The organism is Streptomyces cinnabarinus (assembly GCF_027270315.1).
In the GTDB taxonomy this organism is placed as follows: domain Bacteria; phylum Actinomycetota; class Actinomycetes; order Streptomycetales; family Streptomycetaceae; genus Streptomyces; species Streptomyces cinnabarinus.
Window position 1 is genome coordinate 4,554,348 of sequence record NZ_CP114413.1, and the last position, 24,924, is coordinate 4,579,271.

Annotated in this window: 23 protein-coding genes; 12 read left to right on the forward strand and 11 right to left on the reverse strand. The window is 68.4% G+C overall.

Features of this window, described 5'->3' with window-relative positions; genetic code table 11:
- Positions 1 to 239: 239 nt before the first annotated feature.
- Entirely contained in the window at positions 240 to 872 is a 633-nt protein-coding gene (locus tag STRCI_RS20585) for an HAD family hydrolase (protein WP_269660421.1), read from the reverse strand.
- 194 nt (positions 873 to 1,066) lie between these two features.
- Between STRCI_RS20585 and STRCI_RS20590 the strand changes: the two genes are divergently transcribed.
- Positions 1,067 to 1,933 (forward strand): GNAT family N-acetyltransferase, encoded by an 867-nt coding sequence (locus tag STRCI_RS20590; RefSeq protein WP_269660422.1) that lies wholly within the window; start codon positions 1,067 to 1,069, stop codon positions 1,931 to 1,933.
- 55 nt (positions 1,934 to 1,988) lie between these two features.
- Here the strand turns inward: STRCI_RS20590 and STRCI_RS20595 are convergent, their stop codons facing one another.
- Positions 1,989 to 3,197 (reverse strand): MFS transporter, encoded by a 1,209-nt coding sequence (locus STRCI_RS20595; protein WP_269660423.1) that lies wholly within the window; start codon positions 3,195 to 3,197, stop codon positions 1,989 to 1,991.
- Positions 3,198 to 3,336: 139 nt separating this feature from the next.
- On the opposite strand from STRCI_RS20595, the gene STRCI_RS20600 reads away from it, so the two are divergent.
- A complete protein-coding gene (locus STRCI_RS20600) occupies positions 3,337 to 3,810 on the forward strand; it encodes a MarR family winged helix-turn-helix transcriptional regulator (RefSeq protein WP_269660424.1) in 474 nt (157 codons plus the stop codon).
- A gap of 38 nt (positions 3,811 to 3,848) precedes the next feature.
- The gene (locus tag STRCI_RS20605; protein ID WP_269660425.1) at positions 3,849 to 4,301 is read left to right on the forward strand and encodes a GNAT family N-acetyltransferase; all 453 of its coding nucleotides are present in this window, start codon (positions 3,849 to 3,851) and stop codon (positions 4,299 to 4,301) included.
- Between the two features lie 74 nt (positions 4,302 to 4,375).
- Here STRCI_RS20605 and STRCI_RS20610 read toward each other — a convergent pair whose 3' ends face one another.
- Positions 4,376 to 5,761: a serine hydrolase domain-containing protein gene (locus tag STRCI_RS20610; RefSeq protein ID WP_269660426.1), complete on the reverse strand. Its 1,386-nt coding sequence runs from the start codon at positions 5,759 to 5,761 to the stop codon at positions 4,376 to 4,378.
- A 219-nt stretch (positions 5,762 to 5,980) separates the two neighbouring features.
- Here STRCI_RS20610 and STRCI_RS20615 point away from each other — a divergent pair, with 219 nt between their 5' ends.
- Positions 5,981 to 6,547 (forward strand): dihydrofolate reductase family protein, encoded by a 567-nt coding sequence (locus tag STRCI_RS20615; protein WP_269660427.1) that lies wholly within the window; start codon positions 5,981 to 5,983, stop codon positions 6,545 to 6,547.
- A 39-nt stretch (positions 6,548 to 6,586) separates the two neighbouring features.
- On the opposite strand, the gene dnaB is transcribed toward STRCI_RS20615, so the two are convergent.
- The gene (gene dnaB / locus STRCI_RS20620; protein WP_269660428.1) at positions 6,587 to 8,065 is read right to left on the reverse strand and encodes a replicative DNA helicase; all 1,479 of its coding nucleotides are present in this window, start codon (positions 8,063 to 8,065) and stop codon (positions 6,587 to 6,589) included.
- A 459-nt stretch (positions 8,066 to 8,524) separates the two neighbouring features.
- Between dnaB and STRCI_RS20625 the strand changes: the two genes are divergently transcribed.
- Positions 8,525 to 9,862 (forward strand): MATE family efflux transporter, encoded by a 1,338-nt coding sequence (locus tag STRCI_RS20625; protein WP_269660429.1) that lies wholly within the window; start codon positions 8,525 to 8,527, stop codon positions 9,860 to 9,862.
- 166 nt (positions 9,863 to 10,028) lie between these two features.
- On the opposite strand, the gene rplI is transcribed toward STRCI_RS20625, so the two are convergent.
- From rplI to rpsF, 4 genes are all read right to left on the reverse strand, one after another.
- Complete coding sequence (gene rplI / locus STRCI_RS20630; RefSeq protein ID WP_015659278.1) at positions 10,029 to 10,475, reverse strand: 50S ribosomal protein L9; 447 nt, start codon at positions 10,473 to 10,475, stop codon at positions 10,029 to 10,031.
- An 18-nt stretch (positions 10,476 to 10,493) separates the two neighbouring features.
- On the reverse strand, positions 10,494 to 10,730 hold the full coding sequence (gene rpsR, locus STRCI_RS20635; protein WP_003949403.1) for a 30S ribosomal protein S18: 237 nt from the start codon (positions 10,728 to 10,730) through the stop codon (positions 10,494 to 10,496).
- A 57-nt stretch (positions 10,731 to 10,787) separates the two neighbouring features.
- Complete coding sequence (locus tag STRCI_RS20640; protein ID WP_269660430.1) at positions 10,788 to 11,384, reverse strand: single-stranded DNA-binding protein; 597 nt, start codon at positions 11,382 to 11,384, stop codon at positions 10,788 to 10,790.
- Positions 11,385 to 11,461: 77 nt separating this feature from the next.
- On the reverse strand, positions 11,462 to 11,752 hold the full coding sequence (gene rpsF / locus STRCI_RS20645) for a 30S ribosomal protein S6 (RefSeq protein WP_005482942.1): 291 nt from the start codon (positions 11,750 to 11,752) through the stop codon (positions 11,462 to 11,464).
- A gap of 265 nt (positions 11,753 to 12,017) precedes the next feature.
- Here rpsF and STRCI_RS20650 point away from each other — a divergent pair, with 265 nt between their 5' ends.
- The 3 genes from STRCI_RS20650 to STRCI_RS20660 all read left to right on the forward strand — a co-directional run bounded on the left by STRCI_RS20650 (position 12,018) and on the right by STRCI_RS20660 (position 14,738).
- Positions 12,018 to 12,332: a hypothetical protein gene (locus STRCI_RS20650; RefSeq protein WP_269660431.1), complete on the forward strand. Its 315-nt coding sequence runs from the start codon at positions 12,018 to 12,020 to the stop codon at positions 12,330 to 12,332.
- A gap of 178 nt (positions 12,333 to 12,510) precedes the next feature.
- Positions 12,511 to 13,632: a peptidoglycan bridge formation glycyltransferase FemX gene (femX, locus tag STRCI_RS20655; protein ID WP_269660432.1), complete on the forward strand. Its 1,122-nt coding sequence runs from the start codon at positions 12,511 to 12,513 to the stop codon at positions 13,630 to 13,632.
- A gap of 74 nt (positions 13,633 to 13,706) precedes the next feature.
- A complete protein-coding gene (locus tag STRCI_RS20660) occupies positions 13,707 to 14,738 on the forward strand; it encodes an alanine racemase (protein ID WP_269660433.1) in 1,032 nt (343 codons plus the stop codon).
- A 102-nt stretch (positions 14,739 to 14,840) separates the two neighbouring features.
- Here STRCI_RS20660 and STRCI_RS20665 read toward each other — a convergent pair whose 3' ends face one another.
- Together STRCI_RS20665 and STRCI_RS20670 are read right to left on the reverse strand one after the other, a co-directional pair.
- Entirely contained in the window at positions 14,841 to 16,349 is a 1,509-nt protein-coding gene (locus STRCI_RS20665) for a glycosyltransferase family 87 protein (RefSeq protein ID WP_269664602.1), read from the reverse strand.
- A 145-nt stretch (positions 16,350 to 16,494) separates the two neighbouring features.
- Positions 16,495 to 19,191 (reverse strand): transglycosylase domain-containing protein, encoded by a 2,697-nt coding sequence (locus STRCI_RS20670; RefSeq protein ID WP_269660434.1) that lies wholly within the window; start codon positions 19,189 to 19,191, stop codon positions 16,495 to 16,497.
- Positions 19,192 to 19,546: 355 nt separating this feature from the next.
- On the opposite strand from STRCI_RS20670, the gene STRCI_RS20675 reads away from it, so the two are divergent.
- The 4 genes from STRCI_RS20675 (at position 19,547) to STRCI_RS20690 (ending at position 23,300) form a co-directional block, all read left to right on the forward strand.
- Entirely contained in the window at positions 19,547 to 20,230 is a 684-nt protein-coding gene (locus STRCI_RS20675) for a PadR family transcriptional regulator (protein ID WP_269660435.1), read from the forward strand.
- 44 nt (positions 20,231 to 20,274) lie between these two features.
- Positions 20,275 to 21,357, forward strand: a complete 1,083-nt coding sequence (locus STRCI_RS20680) for an inositol-3-phosphate synthase (RefSeq protein ID WP_269660436.1) — start codon at positions 20,275 to 20,277, stop codon at positions 21,355 to 21,357.
- Positions 21,358 to 21,445: 88 nt separating this feature from the next.
- Entirely contained in the window at positions 21,446 to 22,708 is a 1,263-nt protein-coding gene (locus tag STRCI_RS20685) for an MFS transporter (protein WP_269660437.1), read from the forward strand.
- 127 nt (positions 22,709 to 22,835) lie between these two features.
- On the forward strand, positions 22,836 to 23,300 hold the full coding sequence (locus STRCI_RS20690) for an LppU/SCO3897 family protein (protein ID WP_269660438.1): 465 nt from the start codon (positions 22,836 to 22,838) through the stop codon (positions 23,298 to 23,300).
- A gap of 102 nt (positions 23,301 to 23,402) precedes the next feature.
- Here the strand turns inward: STRCI_RS20690 and STRCI_RS20695 are convergent, their stop codons facing one another.
- Entirely contained in the window at positions 23,403 to 24,848 is a 1,446-nt protein-coding gene (locus STRCI_RS20695) for a CCA tRNA nucleotidyltransferase (RefSeq protein ID WP_269660439.1), read from the reverse strand.
- Positions 24,849 to 24,924: the final 76 nt, after the last annotated feature.

The following is a 24,924-nucleotide window of genomic DNA, read 5'->3' on the forward strand; positions in this document are numbered from 1 at the left end:
CGGATCAACACGGGGTGCTGCCGCATAAGCGCAAATGCGGGTCTTCGATCACTCCGTCCCGTTAGGCTCTATCGCCCTGTTCTCGGTGCGCACGGGTCCCGGTGCGCTCCTTCCGGAGGCCGTCCCGGATGCGAACGGGACGCCGAACCGGAGTCGACCCTACCGGCCGACGGCGCCCGCACAAGCCCCTCCTTTCCCTGTCACTTGTCGACCAGGGGCGACGCTCCGATTTCGTTCAACTACCCGGCGGGCTGCACCAATTCATAGGCTTCCCACAGATCCCTCCCCATGTAGGCGTGGGTCGCCAGCCCGGTCAGATGACGATCCGCGTTGACCGCCACCGAGATCGGTACGACAGCGAACAGTTCGGTGTCCGACATGGAGTCGCCATAGGCGATGCAGTCGGTCCGGGTGACTCCGAACTCCGTGCACAAGCGGTCGGCTATGCGCACTTTGGCGGCGGCACTGAGAACTCCGGCCGGATCGACCGGCTCGGTGAACGGCACGGCGGGGAAGCGGGACCCATGGGCCGCGTGCGCGCCCCAGCCGATGAGCCGCTCGACGAAGAAGGAGGGCGAGAGGGAGACGACGGCGCAGTAGTCCCCCTGCCGTCGGATCTCCGCCCAGACCTCACGGATCCGCGCCAGCCAGGGAGCCCCCTCGAAAGCGGCCGTGACATGCGCGTCGGTGAGTTCCGCCCAGAGCGCGTGGGCCCGCACCGCGTACTCCGGCGGGTCGATCCTGCCCTCGGAGATCGCCCGGTCCAGCGCCACCGCCTCGGCCTCCAGGCCGAGTTGCCGTGAGATCTCCACGGGGGCGGTGCTCCCGTGCAGCAAGGTGCCGTCGAGGTCGAAGAGATGCAGTCTCGCCATGACCGATGAGGCTAGTGCGCCGGTCGACACCCGGGTTCATCGCTTGAGACTGGTGCACTGTTCGTCCATGTTTCACGTGAAACAGCCTGCGCAGACCGCCGTCCTGTGACCTTGGCCATGACGTGGCCAAAAGCTCCTACGTCTCACCGGAAACGGCTGGACGCCGAGGGCACCGGTCAGACAGCCTGACCTGCGTGCCGACTCCTTCCGCCGCCGCTCTGCCCATCCGCCGTCTGACGCTCCGCGATCTCACCGCCTGCGCCGACCTGTCCGAGAACCGGGGATGGCCCCGGGAGGAACACAAGTGGGGCTTCCTCCTCACCGCCGGGAAGGGCTACGGCATCGACGACCCCGAGGGCGGGCTCGTCAGCGCCTGCGTGGTCACCCGGTACGGCCCGCACGAACGCCCCGATCTGGCGGCCATCGGCATGGTGCTGGTCGCCGAACGGCACGCTCGTCGGGGCATCGGACGCCATCTGATGCGGCACGTCGTCTCGGCCATGGACACCGTTCCGCTGACTCTGCACGCGACGCCGAACGGCCGGCCCCTGTACGAGGAGCTCGGCTTCAAGGCCACCGGCCGGGCGGAGATGCTGCACGGCCGTTTCACGCCCCGAGGAGCGGAACCGCGGGTCGCCACGCGCGCGGCCACCGCCGAGGACCTCGCCGCGATCCTCCGGCTCGACGAGGAGGTCTTCGGCTCGGACCGCACCCCGCTCATCACCCGGCTGCCCGCCTTCGCCGACCAGCTGCGGGTCGCCGAGGAGGACAGCCGGATCACCGGGTACGCGGCGGCCTGGCCCAACATGGACACCCATGTCGTGGGCCCGCTGATCGCCCAGGACACCCGGACCGCACAGGCCCTGATCTCCTCCCTCGCCGCCCACACCGACCGCCCGCTGCGCACCGACATCGACGTACGGCACGAGGAACTGCTGGCCTGGGCCAAGGAGCGGGGCCTGGCCTCCGTCGCCTTCAACGCGGTGATGACCTACGGCATGGACGAGCTGCCCGGGGACTGGCAGCGCCGGTTCGCCCCGCTCACGGTGGCGGCGGGCTGAACCCCGCGAACACGATGAACGCCGGTTCCCGTAAGGAACCGGCGTTGTCGGTCGGTCAGACCTGGGCGAGCGTCTGTTCCTCGGCGTGCGCGCTCGCGGCCACCGCGGCACTGGGCCTGCGGTCCCGGCGCTCCAGGGCCGCCGAGAGGAAGGCCAGCAGCAGCGCGGCCGCGGCGAGGGCGGCGCCGACCCAGTTGGGGGAGGTGTAGCCGAGGCCGGCCGCGATGACCAGACCGCCGAGCCAGGCGGAGAGCGCGTTGCCGAGGTTGAAGGCGCCGATGTTCACGGCGGAGGCCAGCGTCGGAGCGCCGTGCGCCTGGTCCAGGACGCGCTTCTGCAGCGGCGGCACCGTGGCGAAGCCGAGGGCGCCAATGAGCGCGATGGTGACGGCCGCGAGGACCTTGTTGTGGGCGGTGAGGGTGAACAGAGCCAGCACCACGGCGAGGGCGCCCAGCGAGACGTACAGCAGCGGCATCAGCGCGCGGTCGGCGAGCTTGCCGCCGACGAGGTTGCCGACGACCATGCCGAGCCCGAAGAGGACCAGCAACCAGGTGACCGAGCCCTCGGCGAATCCGGCGGCGTGGGTCATCATCGGCGCGATGTAGGTGATGGCCGCGAAGACCCCGCCGAAGCCGAGCACGGTCATCGCCATCGCCAGCAGGACCTGGGCGTTCTTGAAGGCGGCCAGCTCATGGCGCAGCCGTACGCCTTCCGGCCGGGGCAGGTCGGGGACCAGCCGGGCGATACCGACGAGGCCGACCACACCGAGTGCGGCGACGATGCCGAAGGTGACCCGCCAGCCGACGGTCTGTCCGACGAAGGTGCCGAGCGGCACGCCGACCACATTGGCGACGGTCAGTCCGGTGAACATCATCGCGATGGCGCCCGCCTTCTTGTCCGGGGCGACCAGCTCGGCGGCGACGACCGATCCGATGCCGAAGAAGGCACCGTGGGCGAGTGAGGCGACCACCCGGCCGATCAGCACGACGGCGAAGGCGGGGGCGAGTGCGGACAGCAGGTTCCCTGCGATGAACAGGGCCATCAGCAGCATCAGCATCCGCTTGCGGGAGACCTTGGTGCCGAGCACGGTCATCAGCGGCGCTCCGACCACCACACCGAGGGCGTAGCCGGTCACGAGCAGACCCGCGGTGGGGATCGAGACCCCGAAGTCGCTCGCGACCTCAGGCAGCAAGCCCATGATCACGAACTCGGTGGTTCCGATTCCGAAGGCCCCGATCGCCAGGGCCAGGAGCGCGAGCGGCATGGGATGCCACCTTCCCAGAAGATTGCAGGAGAGCTTTACGTGCCAACACAATACTTGCGCACGCGCTATATTTGCAAGCGATGGCAATTGCGGTCCTGGTCTACCCTGGCTGCGGCCGCTCAGGGACGAAGGAGACCCCATGACAGCGACGGATCCCGCGCTCACCGCCCTCGCCCAGGGCTGGTGCGCCCTGTCCCTGCTGCACGGGCGGATCGAGCCCCACATCGAACGCGCCCTCCAGTCCGGGCACGACCTCAGCGCACGGGAGTACTCCCTGCTCGACGTCCTGAGCCGCCAGCACGACGGCGAGGGCGGCCACCTCCAGATGAAGCAGGTCGCCGACGCGGTCGTGCTCAGCCAGAGCGCCACCACCCGTCTGGTGACCCGCCTGGAGGACCGCGGACTGCTGACCCGCTACCTGTGCCGCACGGACCGGCGCGGGATCTACACCGACGTCACCGAGTCGGGCCTGCAACTCCTGGAGGAGGCCCGGCCGACCAATGACGGCGCCCTGCGGGAGGCACTGGATGCGGCCGCCAGGAACCCCGAACTGGAGCCGCTGGTACGGGTCGTGGAGTCCCTGCGCGTTCCCGTCGTCCCCGCGCAGGCATGAACCGGCCTGGTCCGGCAGCCCCGCATAGGGTGGGCGCCATGGGAGATCTTGAGATACGCCCCGCCACCGCGGACGACATCCCGGCGATCGTCGCGATGCTCGCCGACGACCCGCTGGGCGCCCAGCGCGAGTCACCGGACGACCTGACCCCCTATCTGTCGGCCCTGGAGCGCCTGAGCCGCGATCCCCACCAGTTCCTGGTGGTGGCCGACCGGGACGGGCAGGTCGTCGGAACCCTCCAGCTCACGATCATCCCCGGCCTCTCCCGCAAGGGTGCGACCCGCTCGATCATCGAGGCCGTCCGGATCCACGCCGACGAGCGGGGCAGCGGCCTGGGAACGCAGTTCATCGAGTGGGCGGTCGAGGAGTCCCGCCGCCAGGGCTGTTCTCTGGTCCAGTTGACCTCGGACGCCTCCCGCACCGACGCCCACCGCTTCTACGAGCGACTCGGGTTCACGGCCTCGCATGTGGGCTTCAAGCTCGCGCTGTGAGAAGGCGACGTCCTGTTGAGTGGCGAGGCGGGGTCCTGTTTCACGTGAAACAGGACCCCGCCTCGCTCTGACCGCTACCCGATGCCCCGCCAGCCCTCCGGATCCACTCCACCCGGCACCGGAGCCCCCTCGTCGTACGGCTGACGCGTGAACACGAACGACCCGAGGTCCAGATGACTCACGCTCCCGTCAGAGCGCCGTACGGCCCGCAGCGGCTCTCCGGCGTAGTAGCCCTCCAGGCCGGTCCAGGTGCCGTCGCCATTGGCCCGGAACCGTGAGCGACGCCCCTTGCCGGACAGCGGCTCCAGCGAGACGAGCCCGTCGGCCGTCACCCTCAGCGCGAAGGCATGCGTCCCCCAGTACCACTGCCCCGCCAACTCCAGTACGCCCGGATCGACTTCGGCCATCGGCCGCCAGGGTTCCGGGATCCGCGGCTCCGCCTCGGCCACGATGCGCACCAGATCGGCAGCGACCAGCGAGAGCAGCGGCCCCGAGGTGCAGTTGGCGAGCACCACCGCGGCGACGTCGTCGCTCTCGCTGAAGAAGAGGCTCGCCAGAAAGCCCGGCAACGAGCCCGAGTGCCCCGCGAGCAGTCGGCCGTCCCGGTGCTGGATCTGCATCCCGAGCCCGTACGCGGCACCGTCGGCGACGTCCGCGGCCTCGCCCGGCGCGGCCGGCGTCCGCATCTCCCGGACGCTCTCCGCGCTCAGCACCCGGTCGTCCCCCTGGATCAGGAAGGCCGCGAACCGCGCCAAGTCGGCCGTGGTGGACCACAGTTGACCGGCAGGAGCCATTCGCCCGAGATCCTCGGCGGGCTCCGGCAGCATCGCGTCGGCCCATGGATGCACCGCCCAGCCCCCCGCATGCGGTGCCCGCGGTCCCCCGCTGGTACGGCTCAGGCCCAGCGGTTCAAGCACTTCCCGTCGCAGCACGTCCTCCCAGGGCTCCCCGCGCAGCTTCTCCACGAGCGCGCCCAGCAGGGTGTAGCCGGGGTTGGAGTAGTGGTGACGGCGGCCGACAGGATGCAGCAAGGGCTGCTCGCCCAGCACATCGGAGAGTCCGGGCCGCAAGGATCCGGGCGTCCGCTCCCACCAGGGCCCCGGCGACTCGGCGGCCAGCCCCCCGGTGTGGGCGAGGAGTTCGGCGACGGTGGCCTCCCCCGCGCCGGTCCCGGGCAGATGCTTCTCCAACGGGTCCCCGAGGTCGAGCAGCCCCTCGTCCCGCAGCCGCAGCACCAGAACGGCCGTGAAGGTCTTGGTGATCGAGCCGATCCGGTACTGCACGTTCTCGTTCGGCACCTCCCCGTCCACACAGCTCCGGGCCCCGTGCCACACCGCCTGCCCGTCCCGTACGACCGCCGCGACCAGTGAGGGCGCGCGCCCCTCGGACTGGGCCACGGCGATCCGGTGCAGCAAGGCCCGCCGGGTGCCGGGCAGCAACTCTTCCTGAGGTGTCGTCATTCCCCCAGTCCACCCCGTAGGGCCGGTGGGAGTCGAGCGCATAACCCACGAGGCGGGTTGCAGGAGCTCGCCGCTCGTGAGGCGGCTTGCCCGTGTCGGCCGAGTGCACCACGCTGATCCCGAGCACGAGGACTACCGGCGAGCCCGGATCGCGCACCGATGAGTTTCCCGCGCCGCGCTGGTCCATACACCGGACACCCACGGACGGAAGGCTCAGCCATGCGGAAATTGATCTACGGCATGAACCTGACCCTGGACGGCTACATCGCCGCGGCCGGCGACGACATCGGCTGGGGCGGAACGCCGAGCGACGAGCTGTTCCAGTTCTGGCTCGACCACGAGCTGGCGAGTGGCCTGTCCCTGTACGGACGCAAGCTGTGGGAGGCGATGAGCTCCTACTGGCCGACCGGCGACCAGCAGCCCAACGCCACCCCGGCACAGATCGAGTTCGCGCGGAACTGGCGGGACACGCCGAAGGTGGTGTTCTCCTCGACGATCGACAAGGTCGACTGGAACACCCGCCTGGTCACCGGCGACGCGATCGCCGAGATCACCCGGCTCAAGGCCGAGGACGGCGGCCCGATGACCATCGGCGGCGCGACGCTCGCCGGGGCGGCCATGCACGCCGGGCTGATCGACGAGTACGTGATCGCCACCCATCCGGTCCTGGTGGGCGGCGGCACACCGTTCTTCACCGCGCTGGACAGCTGGGTGAACCTGAACCTGGTGGAGACGCGGACGCTTCCCGGCGGCGTGCTCGTGACCAGGTACGAGACGAGGCGCTGAGCAGCAGCACACCGACCGGTCCCCGACACCTGCGGTGGGTCAGGTCTGCGCCATGTCGACGAAGCGCGAGTAGTGGCCCTGAAAGGCGACCGTGATCGTCGCCGTCGGGCCGTTACGGTGCTTGCCCACGATGATGTCCGCCTCACCCGCTCGCGGTGACTCCTTCTCGTAGGCGTCCTCGCGGTGCAGCAGGATCACCATGTCGGCGTCCTGCTCGATGGAGCCGGACTCACGCAGGTCGGACACCATCGGCTTCTTGTCCGTGCGCTGCTCGGGACCACGGTTCAGCTGCGAGAGCGCGATCACCGGGACCTCCAGCTCCTTGGCGAGCAGCTTGAGGTTACGGGACATGTCCGACACCTCCTGCTGACGGCTCTCGGACCGCTTGGAACCACCGGACTGCATCAGCTGGAGATAGTCGATGATCACCAGCTTGATGTCGTTGCGCTGCTTCAGCCGACGGCACTTCGCACGGATCTCCATCATCGACAGGTTCGGGGAGTCGTCGATGTAGAGCGGCGCGGCGGAGACCTCGGGCATCCGGCGCGCCAGCCGGGTCCAGTCCTCGTCCGTCATGGTGCCGGAACGCATGTGGTGCAGCGCCACCCGCGCCTCGGCGGACAGCAGACGCATCGCGATCTCGTTGCGCCCCATTTCGAGGGAGAAGATGACGCTGGCCAGGTTGTGCTTGATCGATGCCGCCCGTGCGAAGTCCAGCGCGAGCGTGGACTTACCCATGGCGGGACGGGCCGCGATCACGATCATCTGGCCCGGGTGCAGGCCGTTGGTGAGCGAGTCGAGGTCCGTGAACCCGGTGGGCACACCAGTCATCTCACCCGTACGGGAGCCGATCGCCTCGATCTCGTCGAGCGCGCCCTCCATGATGTCGCCGAGCGGCAGATAGTCCTCGCTGGTGCGCTGCTCGGTGACCGCGTAGATCTCGGCCTGGGCCCGGTTGACGATCTCGTCGACGTCGTCGTCGGCCGCGTATCCCATCTGCGTGATCCGCGTACCCGCCTCGACCAGTCGGCGCAGGACCGCCCGCTCATGGACGATCTCCGCGTAGTACTCGGCGTTCGCCGCCGTCGGGACCGTCTGGACGAGGGTGTGCAGATACGATGCGCCGCCGACCTTGTTGATCTCACCGCGCTTGGTGAGCTCGGCGGCAATGGTGATCGGGTCGGCCGGCTCGCCCTTGGCGTAGATGTCGAGGATCGCCTGGAAGATCGTCTCGTGCGCGGGCTTGTAGAAGTCATGGCCCTTGAGGACCTCGACCACGTCCGCGATGGCGTCCTTGGACAGCAGCATGCCGCCGAGGACGGACTGCTCGGCGTCGAGGTCCTGGGGCGGCACCCGCTCGAAGGCGGAACCGCCGCCGTCCCATTCGCCGTTCTCCCGGCCGCGGTCGTGCTGTTCGTCGCGGCCCCGGCCGCCGTCACCGCGGCGGCGGGAGGCGGGCAGACGATCACTGGGCCCGCTGTCGGCCCACGGGTCGTCCAAGGGCTCGGAAATGCTCACCGAGCCACCTCCTCCCGTCCGCCGAGCGGACCTCGCCGTGCCCCTAAGTTCTACGGCACGCCACTGACAAATAAGAGGCCCAACTCCGGTTCTGACCCGTCGGTTTTGTGTCGTTTTCTCGACCGACGGACGGAGCGGGCGCCGGACTACGGTAGGCCCGCGGGCACCGTCAGCCAATCTGGTTATCCACAGGCCATGTGGACGACGGCCCGGATGCTGTGGAGAACTCCGCAAAACCTGTGCACGACCCGGTGGACAGCCCTGTGAACAAGCCGACTCGATTTCCAAGAGACCATCTCTGACCTGCAGGTTTCCCATCCACCGGCTGTGCAGAAGAAAAAGTTGCCCAGTCGGCTCAAGATCACTTCGAACGATGCACGAAAGCGCACACCCCGTGTGAAGAAGTAAGGGTCACTCATCAATTGCATCTCTTACCTGTGGACGATTAGATTAGTGCTCATGACACAGGCCCCCGCGACCCCCAAGGCCATCCGCCGCCGACACGATCGAGAGATCATCGCGCTGGCCGTCCCGGCCTTCGGCGCACTGGTCGCCGAGCCCCTGTTCGTCATCGTCGACAGCGCGATCATCGGCCATCTCGGCACCGCCCAGCTCGCCGGGCTCGGCGTCGCCTCCGCACTCCTCATGACCGCCGTGAGCATCTTCGTCTTTCTCGCGTACGCCACCACCGCGGCCGTCGCCCGCAGGGTCGGCGCGGACGACCTCCCCGCCGCCATCCGCCAGGGCATGGACGGAATCTGGCTGGCCCTCATCCTCGGCGCCGCCGTCATCGCGGCCGTCCTGCCCACGGCACCGTTCCTCGTGGACCTCTTCGGCGCCTCCGACACCGCGGCCCCGTACGCGACCACCTATCTACGGATCTCCGCCCTCGGCATACCGGCCATGCTCGTCGTCCTCGCCGCCACCGGAGTCCTGCGCGGCCTCCAGGACACCCGGACCCCGCTCTATGTCGCCATCGCGGGCTTCATAGCCAACGCCGTCCTCAACGCCGCCCTCGTCTACGGCGCCGATCTCGGCATCGCGGGCTCCGCCTGGGGCACCGTCCTGGCCCAGTGCGGCATGGCGGCGGCCTATCTCGTGGTCGTCGTCCGGGGAGCCCACCGACACGGTGCCTCACTGCGTCCCGACGCCGCGGGAATCAGGGCCTCGGCCCAGGCGGGCGTACCGCTGCTCGTCCGTACGCTCTCGCTGAGGGCGATCCTGATGATCGCCACGGCCGTCGCGGCCCGTCTGGGCGACGCCGATATCGCCGCCCACCAGATCATCCTCTCCCTGTGGAGTCTGCTGGCCTTCGCGTTGGACGCCATCGCCATCGCGGGACAGGCCATCATCGGCCGCTATCTGGGCGCCAACGACACCGAAGGTGCCCGCCAGGCCTGCCGCCGCATGGTCGAGTGGGGCGTCGCTGTAGGAGTCGTGCTCGGCGTCCTGGTCGTGCTCTCCAGGCCGCTGTTCCTGCCCCTGTTCACCAGCGACGCCAGTGTCACGGACGCCGCCCTGCCCGCCCTGGTGATCGTGGCTCTCTCCCAGCCGATCTCAGGTGTCGTCTTCACCCTGGACGGAGTCCTCATGGGCGCCGGCGACGGCCCCTATCTGGCGTGGGCGATGATCCTCACCTTGGCGGTCTTCGCTCCGGTCGCCCTGCTCATCCCGACGCTGGGCGGTGGACTGACCGCCCTCTGGGCCGCCTTGACGCTGATGATGACCGTACGGTTGCTGACTCTGTGGCTGCGCGCCCGCTCGGGCCGCTGGCTGGTGACGGGCGCGACCCGCTGACCGTTTCACGTGAAACGCGCGAGGAGCCGGAAGCCGACTCTTCAGTGACAAGCAGACGCTTCAGCGGAAGCCGCTGTTTCACGTGAAACAGCGGACGTGAAACAGCAGAAGGGGCCGTACCCGATGGGTACGGCCCCTTCTCAGCTCTTCAAGCCGGGCGCAGCGATCAGGCCGCGACGACCTCGATGTTGACCTTGGCGGCAACCTCGGGGTGCAGACGCACGGACGTCTCGTGGCCGCCCAGGGTCTTGATCGGAGCGGTCAGCTCGATACGACGCTTGTCGACCTCGGGGCCACCGGAAGCCTTGATCGCCGAAGCGATGTCGGCCGGGGTGACGGAACCGAAGAGACGACCGGAGTCGCCGGAGCGGACGGCCAGACGGACCTTGACGCCCTCGAGCTGGGCCTTCACAGCGTTGGCCTGCTCGATGGTCTGGATCTCGTGGATCTTGCGAGCACGACGGATCTGCTCGACGTCCTTCTCGCCACCCTTGGTCCAACGGATCGCGAAGTTCCGCGGGATCAGGTAGTTGCGAGCGTAGCCGTCCTTGACGTCGACGACGTCGCCCGCGGCACCGAGGCCGGAGACCTCGTGGGTGAGGATGATCTTCATGTGTCGGTCACCCTTCCCTTATCGCGCGGTGGAGGTGTAGGGCAGCAGCGCCATCTCACGGCTGTTCTTCACGGCCGTGGCGACGTCACGCTGGTGCTGGGTGCAGTTGCCGGTCACGCGGCGGGCACGGATCTTGCCGCGGTCGGAAATGAACTTCCGCAGCATGTTCGTGTCCTTGTAGTCCACGTACGTGACCTTGTCCTTGCAGAAAGCGCAGACCTTCTTCTTCGGCTTGCGCACAGGCGGCTTCGCCATGATGTTTCTCCTGTGTGATCAAGAAGTTGGGATACGACCCGCCTTCGACCCGAAGGTCTAGAAGGGGGGTTCGTCCGAGTAGCCGCCACCGCCGCCACCGCTGCCGCCGGAGTTTCCACCCCAGCCACCGCCGCCGCCCTGCTGGCCACCGGCGGGAGCGCCGGTCGCCCACGGGTCGTCGGCCGGAGCGCCGCCGCCCTGCTGACCGCCACCGGAGCCACCGCCCCAGCCGCCGCCACCCTGGCCGCCACCGCCACCGCCGCCGAAGCCACCGCCCTGGCCACCGCGGCCGGCGGTCTTGGTGACCTTGGCCGTGGCACTGCGCAGGCTCGCGCCGACTTCTTCGACGTCCAGCTCGTAGACCGTGCGCTTGACGCCCTCACGGTCCTCGTAGGACCGCTGCTTCAGCCGGCCCTGCACGATGACGCGCATGCCTCGCTGGAGCGACTCCGCGACGTTCTCCGCCGCCTGACGCCAGACCGAGCAGGTCAGGAAGAGGCTTTCGCCGTCCTTCCACTCATTGGTCTGACGGTCGAAGGTGCGGGGAGTGGACGCGACACGGAACTTCGCGACCGCCGCACCGGAGGGGGTGAAGCGCAGCTCGGGGTCGTCGACAAGATTGCCGACGACCGTGATGACGGTCTCGCCTGCCATGGGGGAACCTCTCGGCGGGTTTGCTGCTGGCTGCTTGTGCTGCTACTCGAATCCCGAGATCAACTGAGCGGGAGAGCTCAGTGGGTCTCGGGGCGGAGGACCTTGGTCCGGAGGACCGACTCGTTCAGGTTCATCTGGCGGTCGAGCTCCTTGACGACCGCAGGCTCGGCCTGCAGGTCGATGACCGAGTAGATGCCCTCAGGCTTCTTCTTGATCTCGTACGAGAGACGACGACGGCCCCAGGTGTCGACCTTCTCCACCTTGCCGTTGCCCTCACGGACGACGGAGAGGAAGTTCTCGATCAGGGGGGCGACAGCGCGCTCCTCCAGATCGGGGTCGAGGATGACCATCACCTCGTAGTGACGCATGTGGAACCCACCTCCTTTGGACTCAGCGGCCACGGTCGTTCCGTGGCAGGAGGGTTGTGATGCGTACGCAACGGTATCGGCCACCACTGACAATCGGGGTCCCCTCTCGGAAACCCCTGGTCGTGACGTAGGCAGACACCGCTGCAGAGGGTACAGACTACCTGCACACCCGCTTCCGGTTGAAATCCGCCCGTGAGCGCAGACAATCTGTACACATCGGGTGTGTATGGCGCTACGATGCGCCGCCTTCCGCAGGAGGTGCCACATGGCACAGACAATGCGACCCAACACCGTCGGAGGCCTCTTCGCCACGGACGGAAAGCCCCACCCCATCCAGGACACCCTGCTCGGGGTGACCCTGGTGCTGGGCATCACGTCTTTCGTCTCGGCGATGTTCCACGACCTGCATCTGCTCAGCTCCTGGACCGGCCTGGTGGGGATCGCCACCGGTGCCTACGGCCAGTGGATCTCGGAGACGACGCGAGAGCGCTTCGGCCTGATCCTGGGCCTGGGTGCGTCAGCCGTCGGATTCTTCCTGGGCATGGCGCACGGCGGTCTCTTCGGCGGGGTCGTCGGCTGACGCCATAGACACCGTCCTCGGACGCCTCTGACAGCACCGCGCAACGCCCCGGCGGCCCACAGGCCGGGGCGAAGCTTCCGTACGCCCGGTCGGGTCGCTCGCGGGGCGCAGTAGGCTTCGGCGCGAGAGCCGGAGCCCCTGAACCCATGGGGACACACCAGCCCGAGGAGCGCCCCGAATGAGCCTGACCCTGAGGACGATCAGTCGCGAGCAGCATCTGGCCTACATCCAGAGCCTGCCTGCGGCTAGCCACATGCAGGTTCCGGCCTGGGCTGACGTCAAGGCGGAGTGGCGCTCCGAGAACCTCGGGTGGTTCGACGACCGGACCGGCGAGATGGTCGGCGCGGGCCTGGTCCTCTACCGGCAGCTGCCGAAGATCAAGCGCTACCTCGCCTATCTGCCCGAGGGCCCGGTGATCAACTGGTTCGCGCCAAATCTGACGGACTGGCTGGAACCGATGCTCGCGCACCTGAAGCAGCAGGGCGCCTTCTCCGTGAAGATGGGCCCGCCGGTGATCATCCGGCGCTGGGAGGCGCCCTCCATCAAGCAGGGCATCCAGAACCCCGATGTGAAGCGGCTGCGTGACATCGAGGCCGACTTCATCGAGCCCCGCGCCTTCGAGGTCGCCGACAAGCTGCGCCGTATGGGCTGGCAGCAGGGCGAGGACGGCGGCGCCGGCTTCGGCGATGTCCAGCCGCGCTACGTCTACCAGGTGCCGCTGGCGAACCGCTCCCTGGAAGAGGTCCACAAGAACTTCAACCAGCTGTGGCGCCGCAACATCAAGAAGGCCGAGAAGGCCGGCGTCGAGGTCGTCCAGGGCGGCTACCACGACCTGGAGGAGTGGCAGCGGCTGTACGAGATCACAGCGGTGCGCGACCACTTCCGGCCCCGCCCGCTGGGCTACTTCCAGCGCATGTGGACGGCCCTCAACACCGAGGACCCCAACCGCATGCGGCTCTACTTCGCCCGGCACAACGGCGTGAACCTGGCCGCCGCGACGATGCTGGTGGTCGGCGGACACGTCTGGTACTCCTACGGCGCCTCCGACAACATCGGCCGTGAGGTCCGGCCCTCGAACGCGATGCAGTGGCGGATGCTGCGCGACGCCTACGCGCTCGGCGCGACCGTCTACGACCTGCGCGGCATCTCCGACTCGCTGGACGAGTCCGACCACCTCTTCGGCCTGATCCAGTTCAAGGTGGGCACGGGCGGCCAGGCCGCCGAGTACCTCGGCGAGTGGGACTTCCCGCTGAACAAGCTGCTCCACAAGGCGCTCGACATCTACATGTCGCGCCGCTGATCCTCGGGCATTTGCTTCGATAGCTTCCATACCTCTGATACACCGCAGCCACCAGAAAGGTTCCAGGTCCGGCCATGGCGCTCACGCTCTACGTCGACACCGCGCGCTGGCGGGCGCACCACAAGCACGTGCAGGAGCAGTTCCCGGGCCTGGTCCCGGTCTGCAAGGGCAACGGCTACGGCTTCGGGCACGAGCGGCTGGCGGAGGAAGCCACGCGGCTCGGCTCGGACGTCCTCGCCGTGGGCACGACGTACGAGGCCGCGCGCATCAAGGACTGGTTCGGCGGCGACCTGCTGGTCCTGACGCCGTACCGGCGCGGCGAGGAGCCGGTGCCGCTGCCCGACCGGGTCATCCGCTCGGTGTCCTCCATCGATGGCGTGTACGGCCTCGTGGGCGCCCGGGTGGTGATCGAGGTGATGTCCTCGATGAAGCGGCACGGCGTCAGCGAGCAGGAACTGTCGCAGTTGCACGCCGCCATAGAGAACGTCCGGCTGGAGGGCTTCGCCATCCACCTGCCGCTGGACCGCACCGACGGCTCGGACGCCGTCGAGGAGGTCATCGGCTGGATGGACCGGCTGCGCGCGGCGCGGCTGCCGCTGCACACCATGTTCGTCAGCCACCTCAAGGCCGAGGAACTCGCCCGCCTTCAGCAGCAGTTCCCGCAGACCCGCTTCCGCGCCCGCATCGGCACCCGGCTGTGGCTGGGCGACCACGACGCCACGCAGTACAGCGGCGCGGTCCTGGACGTCACTCGCGTCGCCAAGGGCGACCGCTTCGGCTACCGGCAGCAGAAGGCCGCCTCCGACGGCTTCCTGGTCGTCGTGGCGGGCGGAACCTCGCACGGCGTGGGCCTGGAGGCCCCGAAGGCCCTGCACGGCGTCATGCCGCGCGCCAAGGGAGTCGCCCGCGCCGGTCTCGCCACGGTCAACCGGAACCTTTCGCCGTTCGTCTGGGGCGGCAAGCAGCGCTGGTTCGCCGAGCCGCCGCACATGCAGGTCTCCATCCTCTTCGTGCCCTCGGACGCGCCGGAGCCGAAGGTCGGCGACGAACTGGTGGCCCATCTGCGCCACACCACCACGCAGTTCGACCGCATCGTCGACCGCTGAGCCCGCCTCAGCGGCACAACACGAAGGCCGTGCACGGGTTCTCCCGCGCACGGCCTTTGTCGTTCCGAGGGCGTTCCTGAGGACGCCTCCGAGGGTGTTCGCTCAGAGCGAACGCCCGTCCGGCCCCGGACCGCCCCACTCCACCTGCGGCCCGTCGAAGTGCGCCGCGTGCTTGGGCGGATGGGCCGCGGCGCCGAGCACGAAGACGTCCGGTGCCCCGTCGAGCACACCGCCCGACGGATCGTCGTCGCCCGCCCGTCGCACCGGGTCCCGCTCGGGCATGAGGATGTCGCGGACGATCATGGCGCACAGGTAGAGCGTGCCCAGCAGATGCACGCCGATGGCCCAGTGGTAGCCGTCGGTCGGCAGCCCCTTGTGGGCGTCTCCGCTGGTCGTGTACGCGAGGTACATCCAGATCCCCAGGAAGTACGCCACCTCGCAGGCCTGCCAGATCAGGAAGTCCCGCCACTTCGGGCGGGCCAGCGCGGCCAGCGGGACCAGCCAGAGCACGTACTGCGGCGAATAGACCTTGTTGGTGAGGATGAACGCCGCGACGATCAGGAACGCGAGCTGGGCGAAGCGCGGCCGGCGCGGGGCCGTCAGCGTGAGCGCGGCGACGCCGACACAGCACAGCAGCATCAGGAGCGTGGCCAGCGTGTTGACGGTGTCGGTGCTGATCGGGTCGCTGGAGTTCTGGGCCATGATCAGCCAGAAGGACCCGAAGTCGACGCCGCGCTCCCGGCTGAACCGGTAGAACTTCGACCAGCCGTCAAAGGCCAGCAGCAGCACCGGGCCGTTCACCACCACCCAGGCGACCGCCGTAGCGCCCAGCGCCTTGCCGAAGTCCTTCCACTTGCCCGCGCGCCAGCACAGCACGAGCAGCGCGCCCAGCAGCAGGACGGGGTAGAGCTTGGCGGCCGTGGCGAGCCCCAGGAGGACGCCGAAGGCGAGCGGACGGCCCCGCGACCACATCAGCATCGCGGCGGCCGTCAGGGCGACGGCCAGCAGGTCCCAGTTGATGGTCGCGGTGAGCGCGAAGGCCGGTGCCAGCGCCACCAGCAGTCCGTCCCAGGGGCGCCGGGCGTGCGTGCGGGTCACACAGACGGCGATGACGGCCGCGCAGGCCATCAGCATCCCCGCGTTGACCATCCAGTACCACTGCTCCTGGTGCTGGATGCTGCCGCTGCCCGGTGTGAGCCAGGCGGCGACCTCCATGAAGACACCGGTGAGCACCGGGTACTCCAGATACTCCATATCGCCGGAGAGCCGGTCGAAGTACGGCACGAGCCCGTCGGCGAAACCGCGCCCCTGGTACAGGTGCGGGATGTCGGAGTAGCAGGCGTGCGTGTACTGCGAGCTGGCGCCGAAGAACCAGTCGCCGTTGTAGCAGGGCGCCTTCTGGACCAGGCCGAGGGCGAACATGCCGATCGTTACGAGCGCGATGACCCGTACCGGGGTCCACCACGACGTCCCCAGCAGGGCCCGCTGTCCGAGCGGACCGCCGATCAGCTCACTGCCGCTGCGGGCCACCTCGTCGTCCTTGGTCGGCCGCACCGGGTCCGGCTCGCGCACGCTCGATTGCGTCGTCTCTGCACTGGGCATGGGGCACATCCTGCCGTACAAGCCTGGGAATACGCCGAGGGCCGCCGCACCTGGTCGGTGCGACGGCCCATGTTTCACGTGAAACACCCGCGCCGGACGATATGGCGTCCAACCGGACGCCCACCGGATCCCCGGCCGGTCGGGTCACCCAGGGCTAGCCGGTCGAGTCCCCGCCTCCGAAGAGGCCTCCGTTGCCGTTGCCGTTGCCGTTGGTGGTACCCGAGGTATCCGTGGGCGTGGGCGATGGTGTCACGCCCCCGTCCGTACCGCCGTTGTCGGTCCCGCCGGTGGTCTCCTCGCAGCCGAAGAAGTCACACTCCGGCTCGGACTCCGTAGGCTTCGGATTGGGCTTGGTCCTGGTCGGCGTCGGGGTCGGAGTCGGGCTGGCCTCCTCCGTCTCGCTGGCCGTGGGAGTCGGCGTCGGGGACGGGACATCGTTGATGACCTCGCCGATGGGCTCCGGGACCGGGAATCCCTTCGCCGGCTGCCCCTTCAGCGCCTGCTCCATGTAGTCGTGCCAGATCTCGGACGGGAACGAGGCACCGTGGATCGACGTCTGGTCACCCGTGCCGTACATCTCCAGGAACTTACGGTTCTTGATGGTCTCGTCATCGGGGTACCGGAACATGCTGATCGCGGTCGACAGCTGCGGGGTGTACCCGACGAACCAGGCCGACTTGTTGCCGTCGGTCGTACCGGTCTTGCCAGCCACCTCACGACCGCTCAGCTGGGCGTTCGTACCCGTACCCTTCTCGACCACGGTCTTCAGCACGTCGGTGACGTTGTCGGCCACCTGAGCGGTGAAGGCCTGCTCCGTCTCGTCCTCGTGCTTGTAGATCGTGCCGTCCTTGGACTTGACCTCGGTCACGGAGTACGGATCACGCTGCTTGCCGCTGGCCGCGAAGGTGGCGTACGAGCCCGCCATGCGGATCGCACTGGGCTCGGAGATGCCGATGGAGAAGGACGGGAACGTGGTTCCGGTCAGGCTGCTCTCCAGGATGCCCGCGTCGACCGCTGCCTCCTTCACTTTGTCCAGACCGACGTCCATGCCGAGCTGCACGAAGGCGGAGTTCGCCGAGAACTGCATCGCGGTGCGCAGGTCGACCTGGTAGTTCGGCGGATCACCGAGCGACTCGTCACCGTCGTTGGCCTGGAGCCACTCCTTGCCCTTGTCGTCCTGCCAGACGTTGCCGTCGTACTCCTCGATCTTGAGGTCGTTCTCACCGCTGTACAGGCTCTTCGGGGACACCTTGGTCCGCTCGTCCTGTGCCTGCGTCTCGCCCAGCTCGGGATCCCGGACGCCCCACTTCATGGCGGCCGCGAGGACGAACGGCTTGAACGTCGAACCCACCTGGGCGCCGGTGACATCGGCGTTGTTGGTGAAGTGCGTGGTCGCGTCCGTACCGCCGTAGATCGCCCTGATGGCGCCCGTCGCCGGGTCCACCGAAGCACCGCCGAACTGGACGTGCTTGTCCGTCTTCGGGCGCTTCTTGGGGTCGATGTTCGCCTTCTCGACCTTCTTGACGGCGGCTTCGAGCGCCTTGACCTTCTTCTTGTCGAAGGTCGTGTAGATCGAGTAGCCGCCCTGCTGGAGATCGTCCGCGGTGATGTTCGTGTTGTTGATGACGTTCGCCTTGGCGAGGTCGACGAGATAGCCGACCTGCCCGCTCAGCGCGGTGTTGGCGCGGGGGTTCTGGGTCGCGGGCAGCTCCTGGAACTTCGCCCGGTCGGTCGCGCTGAGGTGGCCGTACTCGACCATCTTGTCCAGGGTGTCCTGCATCTGGATCTTGGCCCGGCGGCTGTTGGCATCAGCGGTCGCGGCCGGGTCGACGGACGTCGCGCCCGCCGGGTCGTAATAGGTGGCGCCCTTGAGCATGGCGGCGAGGAAAGCGCACTGCCCCGTGCTCAGGTCGACCGAGTCCTTGTTGAAGTACGCCCGTGAGGCGGCCTGGATGCCGTAGGCGCCGCGGCCGTAGTAGGCGGAGTTCAGATAGCCCGCCATGATCTCGTCCTTGGAGACGCTGGCGCCCACCTTGACCGACACGAAGATCTCCTGGAACTTGCGGGAGATCGTCTGGGACTGGTCGTCCAGCATCGCGTTCTTGACGTACTGCTGCGTGATCGTGGAGCCACCCTGCGTCTCACCGCCCCGGGCCATGTTGAACACGGCTCGGGCGATGCCCTTGGGGTCGATGCCGCTGTCCTCGTAGAAGGTCTTGTTCTCCTGCGAGATCACCGCGTTGCGCATGTCCGCGGGGATCTGGTCGAGGTTCACGATCTGGCGGTTGATCTCGCCACCCGTGGCGACCATCTCGGTGCCGTCGGACCAGTAGAAGACGTTGTTCTGCGCCTCGGCGGTGTCGGCCACGACGGGGATGCCCACCATCGCGTAGCCGATGCCCGCGATGGCCACCAGGCTGCCCAGGAAGCTGAGGCACAGACCGGACATGAGCTTCCAGGACGGCACCCAGCGACGCCAGCCGTCCTTGCCCACGCGCGGATAGTCGATGAACCGCTTCCTGTCGGGAACCGCGGCCCTGCCCCGGCCCCGGCCGGGACCGCTCGGTCCTCCCGGGCCCCGTCGGCCCGGCTCGGGCGCTCTGCGGCGACCGCCTCCGGTCGCCCTCTGGGCCGCGCGGCGGGCTTCGGCGCGACCGCCGGGCAGCCGCTCGTCACCACCCCGGCCGTACGACTCCGCCCCGTGGGAGCTCGTCCCGTAGGCATCGGCGGGTGACCCGGTGGCGCCTCGCGGTGCCGCGCGGCGGCCGGAGGACGGGCCGGACTGGCCGCGTCGGGCCGCGGCACGTCCGCCTCCCTGCGGCTGCGGCGGTTTGCGACGGTGCTCGCTCATGGAACGACTACTCCTCGGGCAGGCGCACCCGTGTGACGCGCCTGGAAACGGCGGCAAGTTTCCGGTCCCCCCGAAGTACGGATGTGGTCGCTTCCGCATTCACCCGTACTGCACCGGGGACGATGACGCCCCCAAGCGTCACTTGGTTCCCGGTGGTGTGCATGGCGCACAGACTACGCACCGTCAAAACCTGCCGAGCCCCGAAGTTCACCCCAAACCGGGCAACTCGCATCCCATGAATCAGTGATGTGATCCCGTTCACCATCCTCCCTCTTGTCGCATGCGGAAGGCCGTTCTATCGTCTAGATGTATCGAGTCGATACATCAGCGCGAGATAAGGCGAGGAGGCGAGAGGATGAGCCGGCGTTCCGGGATCCTTGAGTTCGCCGTACTCGGCCTGCTCCGCGAATCTCCGATGCACGGCTACGAGCTGCGCAAACGACTCAATACGTCACTGGGAGTGTTCCGTGCGTTCAGCTACGGAACCCTCTATCCCTGCCTCAAGACGCTGGTCGCCAACGGCTGGTTGATCGAAGAGCCGGGGAACGCACCCGAGGACGCCCTCGCAGCGTCCCTCGCCGGCCGCCGCGCCAAGATCGTCTACCGGTTGACGGCGGAAGGTAAGGAGCACTTCGAGGACCTGCTCTCCCAGACCGGGCCCGACGCGTACGAGGACGAGCACTTCGCCGCCCGGTTCGCCTTCTTCGGACAGACCTCGCGCGATGTCCGCATGCGCGTGCTGGAGGGCCGCCGCAGCCGCTTGGAGGAGCGGCTGGAGAAGATGCGCGCCTCGCTGGCGCGCACCCGGGAGCGCCTCGACGACTACACGCTTGAGCTCCAGCGCCACGGGATGGAGTCCGTGGAGCGCGAAGTGCGCTGGCTGAACGAGCTCATCGAGAGCGAGCGGGCCGGGAGGGACCTCAAGGGGTCCGCCACCGGGGGGCCCGCTCAACAGGACACCACATTTGGAGCGACGGGCGGTCTGCCCCGTCCCGGGGACGACCCCGGGACGGATACGCCCGACGACACCGCCACGTGAGAGCCCACTCAGGGCCTCACTCGTACACACAGGGAGCAACCGGAATGGGTTCGGTTCGCGTAGCCATCGTTGGCGTGGGCAACTGCGCCGCGTCGCTGGTGCAGGGCGTCGAGTACTACAAGGACGCCGACCCGGCGTCCAAGGTCCCGGGCCTGATGCACGTCCAGTTCGGCGAGTACCACGTCGGTGACGTGGAGTTCGTCGCGGCCTTCGACGTCGACTCGAAGAAGGTCGGCCTCGACCTCGCGGACGCCATCGGCGCCTCCGAGAACAACACCATCAAGATCTGCGACGTGCCGAACTCCGGCGTGACGGTCCAGCGCGGCCACACCCTCGACGGTCTCGGCAAGTACTACCGCCAGACCATCGAGGAGTCCGCCGAGGAGCCGGTCGACGTCGTCCAGATCCTCAAGGACAAGCAGGTCGACGTTCTCGTCTGCTACCTGCCCGTCGGCTCCGAGGACGCGGCGAAGTTCTACGCCCAGTGCGCCATCGACGCCAAGGTCGCCTTCGTCAACGCCCTCCCGGTCTTCATCGCCGGCACCAAGGAGTGGGCGGACAAGTTCACCGAGGCGGGCGTCCCGATCGTCGGTGACGACATCAAGTCGCAGGTCGGCGCCACCATCACGCACCGCGTCATGGCGAAGCTGTTCGAGGACCGTGGTGTGCGCCTGGAGCGCACCATGCAGCTGAACGTCGGCGGCAACATGGACTTCAAGAACATGCTCGAGCGGGACCGCCTCGAGTCCAAGAAGATCTCCAAGACGCAGGCCGTCACCTCGCAGATCCCCGACCGGGACCTGGGCGAGAAGAACGTCCACATCGGCCCGTCCGACTACGTCGCGTGGCTCGACGACCGCAAGTGGGCCTACGTCCGCCTGGAGGGCCGCGCGTTCGGCGACGTCCCGCTGAACCTGGAGTACAAGCTCGAGGTCTGGGACTCCCCGAACTCCGCGGGTGTCATCATCGACGCCCTGCGCGCCGCGAAGATCGCCAAGGACCGCGGCATCGGCGGCCCGATCCTGTCGGCGTCCTCGTACTTCATGAAGTCCCCGCCGGTGCAGTACTTCGACGACGAGGCCCTCGACAACGTCGAGAAGTTCATCAAGGGCGAGGTCGAGCGCTAAGCGCCGCGTCAGTCTGCTCCTGCCAGAGCCGAGAAGGGTCCCCGGGTCGTACGGCCCGGGGGCCTTCCCGTATGTGAGGCTGAGCCCCATGTCCGTCGCCCGCGACCTGCGTGTCCTGCTGCGCTTCGGTAACTTCAGGCGTCTGCTCGCGCTCCGGCTGCTCTCCCAGGGCGCCGACGGCGTCTATCAGGTCGCGCTCGCCACCTACGTCGTCTTCTCCCCCGAGAAACAGACCTCGGCCGCCGCGATCGCCTCCGCGATGGCGGTCCTGCTCCTGCCGTACTCCCTCGTCGGCCCCTTCGCCGGAGTCCTCCTGGACCGCTGGGAACGCCGCCAGGTCTTCCTCTACGGCAGCCTCCTGCGCGCCCTGCTGGCGGCGGTGACAGCGGTGCTGATCCTCAGCCCCACCCCGGACTGGCTCTTCTACGTCTCCGCCCTGTGCGTCACCGCCGTCAACCGCTTCATCCTCTCCGGCCTCTCCGCCGCCCTTCCCCGCGTCGTCGACGAAGAGCGCCTGGTGATGGCCAACTCCCTGTCCCCGACGGCCGGAACGCTCGCCGCGACCGTGGGCGGCGGCCTCGCCTTCGTCGTACGGCTGCTGGTGTCGGACTCCGACGCGGCCGTCGTGCTGGTCGGCGCGGCCCTGTATCTGTGCGCGGCGCTCGCGTCCCTGCGCATGTCACGGGATCTGCTGGGCCCCGACCGGGAGTTGGTACGGCCCGAACTGCGCACCGCCCTCGCCGGCACCGCGCGCGATCTGGTGGCGGGGGTACGCCATCTGGCCGCACCGCCACGCCGGGAGGCGGCCTGGGCGCTCGGCGCGATGACCCTGATGCGCTTCTGCTACGGCGCCCTGCTGGTCATGCTGCTGATGCTGTGCCGGTACACCTTCTCCACCACCACGGACGACGGACTGGCGCTGCTGGGCCTGGCGTTGGCCATCTCCGGCGCGGGCTTCTTCACGGCGGCCGTGCTGACGCCGTGGGCGGCACAGCGGCTCGGGCCCGGCCGCTGGATCGTCGTGTGCGCCGGGACCGCGGCGGTGCTGGAACCCGCGCTGGGGCTGCCGTTCGCCACCGCGCCCATGCTCGCCGCGGCGTTCGTCCTCGGACTCACCACCCAGGGCGCGAAAATCGCCACGGACACCGTCGTCCAGTCCTCGGTGGAGGACGGCTACCGCGGCCGCGTCTTCTCCCTGTACGACGTCCTGTTCAACGTCGCTTTCGTCGGCGCGGCCGGAGTTGCCGCCCTGATACTGCCTCCTGACGGCCGTTCGGCACCGCTGGTGGTAACAGTCGCCGTTATCTACGGAGCGGTTGCGGTGGCTATGGCCCGCTTTGAGCGCCGATAAGTGTCACATCAATGCCACAGAGGCCCTCCTGACTACTGGTGTGTCAGTGGGGCCCGATAACTTACGTGGGTCTTACGCGCGCTCCGCTCGCGTCACTCACCCATGTTCTTTCTAGGGGGACCCCCAAGTGTCCACTCCGCCCCAGGGCCAGAACCCGTTCGCTCAGGGTCAGAACCCGTACGCCCAGCCCCAGGGCCAGGCTCCGCAGCAGCCGGGCTTCCCGCAGCAGGGCGCGGCCCCGTACGCCCCGGTCCCGCCGGAGCAGCCCCGCCGCAAGCTCAGCTTCAAGACGATCAAGAACATCGTCATCGGCGTCGCCGTTGTCTCCGTGATCGTCGGTGGCTACATAGCGAGCCGCGACGACGCCAACACGGCGAAGGTCGGAGACTGCATGAGCATCTCGGACCCGGACAGCACGACCGACCCGGGCCTGGAGGTCGTGGACTGCAGCGACTCCAAGGCCAAGTACAAGGTCGCGGAGAAGAAGGACGGCACCATCGAGGGCTGCGACCGCACCAAGTACTCGGAGTACACCGAGACCGGCGGCAGCGACGAGTTCACGCTCTGCCTGGCGGACTACACCCCGAAGTAGGTCTGAGCTCAAGCCGAAGGGGCGGTGTTTCACGTGAAACACCGCCCCTCTCGCATGAAACGGGGTCATGTTTCACGTGAAACATGACCCCGTTTCATGTCCTCAGGCCTCCTGGGTGGCCCACCACTCCTTGAGGGCCGTCACCGCTGCGTCGTGTTCCATGGGGCCGTGCTCCAGGCGGAGTTCCAGCATGTGCTTGTAGGCGCGGCCGATGACCGGGCCCGGGCCGACGCCGAGGATCTGCATGATGTCGTTGCCGTCGAGGTCGGGGCGGATGGAGTCCAGCTCCTCCTGCTCCTTGAGCTGGGCGATGCGCTGCTCCAGGCCGTCGTAGGCGCGGGAGAGGGCGGCCGCCTTGCGCCGGTTGCGGGTCGTGCAGTCGGAGCGGGTGAGCTTGTGGAGGCGGTCGAGAAGCGGGCCCGCGTCGCGGACGTAGCGGCGGACCGCGGAGTCCGTCCACTCGCCGGTGCCGTAGCCGTGGAAGCGCAGGTGGAGCTCGACGAGGCGTGAGACGTCCTTCACGAGCTCGTTGGAGTACTTCAGCGCCGTCATGCGCTTCTTCGTCATCTTCGCGCCGACCACCTCGTGGTGGTGGAACGAGACCCGGCCGTCCTTCTCGAAGCGCCGGGTGCGCGGCTTGCCGATGTCGTGCAGCAGCGCGGCCAGCCGGAGGGTCAGGTCGGGCCCGTGCTCCTCCAGCGCCATCGCCTGCTCCAGCACGATCAGCGTGTGCTCGTAGACGTCCTTGTGCCGGTGGTGCTCGTCACTCTCCAGCCGCAGGGCCGGAAGCTCGGGCAGCACCCGCTCCCCGAGACCGGTGTCGACGAGCAGCGTCAGGCCCTTACGGGGGTGGGCGGACAGGATCAACTTGTTCAGCTCGCCCTGAACCCGCTCCGCCGAGACGATCTCGATCCGCGCGGCCATCTCCGTCATGGCAGCCACCACCTCGGGAGCCACCTCGAAGTCCAGCTGAGCCGCGAACCGCGCCGCACGCATCATCCGCAGGGGGTCGTCCGAGAAGGACGCCTCGGGAGTGCCCGGAGTACGCAGCACCCGCTCCGCGAGGTCCTCAAGGCCACCGTGCGGGTCGATGAACTCCTTCTCCGGCAGCGCGACGGCCATCGCGTTCACCGTGAAGTCCCGGCGGACCAGATCCTCCTCGATGGAGTCGCCGTACGACACCTCCGGCTTGCGCGAGGTCCGGTCGTACGCCTCCGACCGGTACGTCGTGACCTCGATCTGGTAGCCGTCCTTCTGCGCACCGACCGTGCCGAAGGCGATCCCGACCTCCCAGACGGCGTCCGCCCACGGGCGCACGATCTTCAGCACGTCCTCGGGACGGGCGTCGGTCGTGAAGTCCAGGTCGTTGCCGAGCCGGCCGAGCAACGCGTCCCGGACCGACCCGCCGACCAGGGCGAGTGAGAACCCGGCCTCCTTGAAGCGGCGGGCGAGGTCATCGGCGACCGGCGCGACCCGCAGCAGTTCACTCACCGCGCGGTGCTGCACCTGGCTCAGGACACTGAGGTTGTCTTCGTTGGCGTTCGGCACAACAAAAGAGGGTACGTGGCCACAACGGCCCCCAGCGCCTCCATTAAATGCGCACAGATCCACTCTCCTTTATACG

Coding starts and splice junctions, on each gene's coding strand:
- STRCI_RS20585 (WP_269660421.1), bottom strand. CDS start 872: ATGGCGAGACTGCATCTCTTCGACCTCGACGGCACCTTGCTGCACGGG.
- STRCI_RS20595 (WP_269660423.1), bottom strand. CDS start 3,197: ATGCCGCTCGCGCTCCTGGCCCTGGCGATCGGGGCCTTCGGAATCGGA.
- STRCI_RS20600 (WP_269660424.1), top strand. CDS start 3,337: ATGACAGCGACGGATCCCGCGCTCACCGCCCTCGCCCAGGGCTGGTGC.
- STRCI_RS20605 (WP_269660425.1), top strand. CDS start 3,849: ATGGGAGATCTTGAGATACGCCCCGCCACCGCGGACGACATCCCGGCG.
- STRCI_RS20610 (WP_269660426.1), bottom strand. CDS start 5,761: ATGACGACACCTCAGGAAGAGTTGCTGCCCGGCACCCGGCGGGCCTTG.
- STRCI_RS20615 (WP_269660427.1), top strand. CDS start 5,981: ATGCGGAAATTGATCTACGGCATGAACCTGACCCTGGACGGCTACATC.
- STRCI_RS20625 (WP_269660429.1), top strand. CDS start 8,525: ATGACACAGGCCCCCGCGACCCCCAAGGCCATCCGCCGCCGACACGAT.
- rplI (WP_015659278.1), bottom strand. CDS start 10,475: ATGAAGATCATCCTCACCCACGAGGTCTCCGGCCTCGGTGCCGCGGGC.
- rpsR (WP_003949403.1), bottom strand. CDS start 10,730: ATGGCGAAGCCGCCTGTGCGCAAGCCGAAGAAGAAGGTCTGCGCTTTC.
- STRCI_RS20640 (WP_269660430.1), bottom strand. CDS start 11,384: ATGGCAGGCGAGACCGTCATCACGGTCGTCGGCAATCTTGTCGACGAC.
- rpsF (WP_005482942.1), bottom strand. CDS start 11,752: ATGCGTCACTACGAGGTGATGGTCATCCTCGACCCCGATCTGGAGGAG.
- STRCI_RS20650 (WP_269660431.1), top strand. CDS start 12,018: ATGGCACAGACAATGCGACCCAACACCGTCGGAGGCCTCTTCGCCACG.
- femX (WP_269660432.1), top strand. CDS start 12,511: ATGAGCCTGACCCTGAGGACGATCAGTCGCGAGCAGCATCTGGCCTAC.
- STRCI_RS20660 (WP_269660433.1), top strand. CDS start 13,707: ATGGCGCTCACGCTCTACGTCGACACCGCGCGCTGGCGGGCGCACCAC.
- STRCI_RS20665 (WP_269664602.1), bottom strand. CDS start 16,349: ATGTGCCCCATGCCCAGTGCAGAGACGACGCAATCGAGCGTGCGCGAG.
- STRCI_RS20670 (WP_269660434.1), bottom strand. CDS start 19,191: ATGAGCGAGCACCGTCGCAAACCGCCGCAGCCGCAGGGAGGCGGACGT.
- STRCI_RS20675 (WP_269660435.1), top strand. CDS start 19,547: ATGAGCCGGCGTTCCGGGATCCTTGAGTTCGCCGTACTCGGCCTGCTC.
- STRCI_RS20680 (WP_269660436.1), top strand. CDS start 20,275: ATGGGTTCGGTTCGCGTAGCCATCGTTGGCGTGGGCAACTGCGCCGCG.
- STRCI_RS20685 (WP_269660437.1), top strand. CDS start 21,446: ATGTCCGTCGCCCGCGACCTGCGTGTCCTGCTGCGCTTCGGTAACTTC.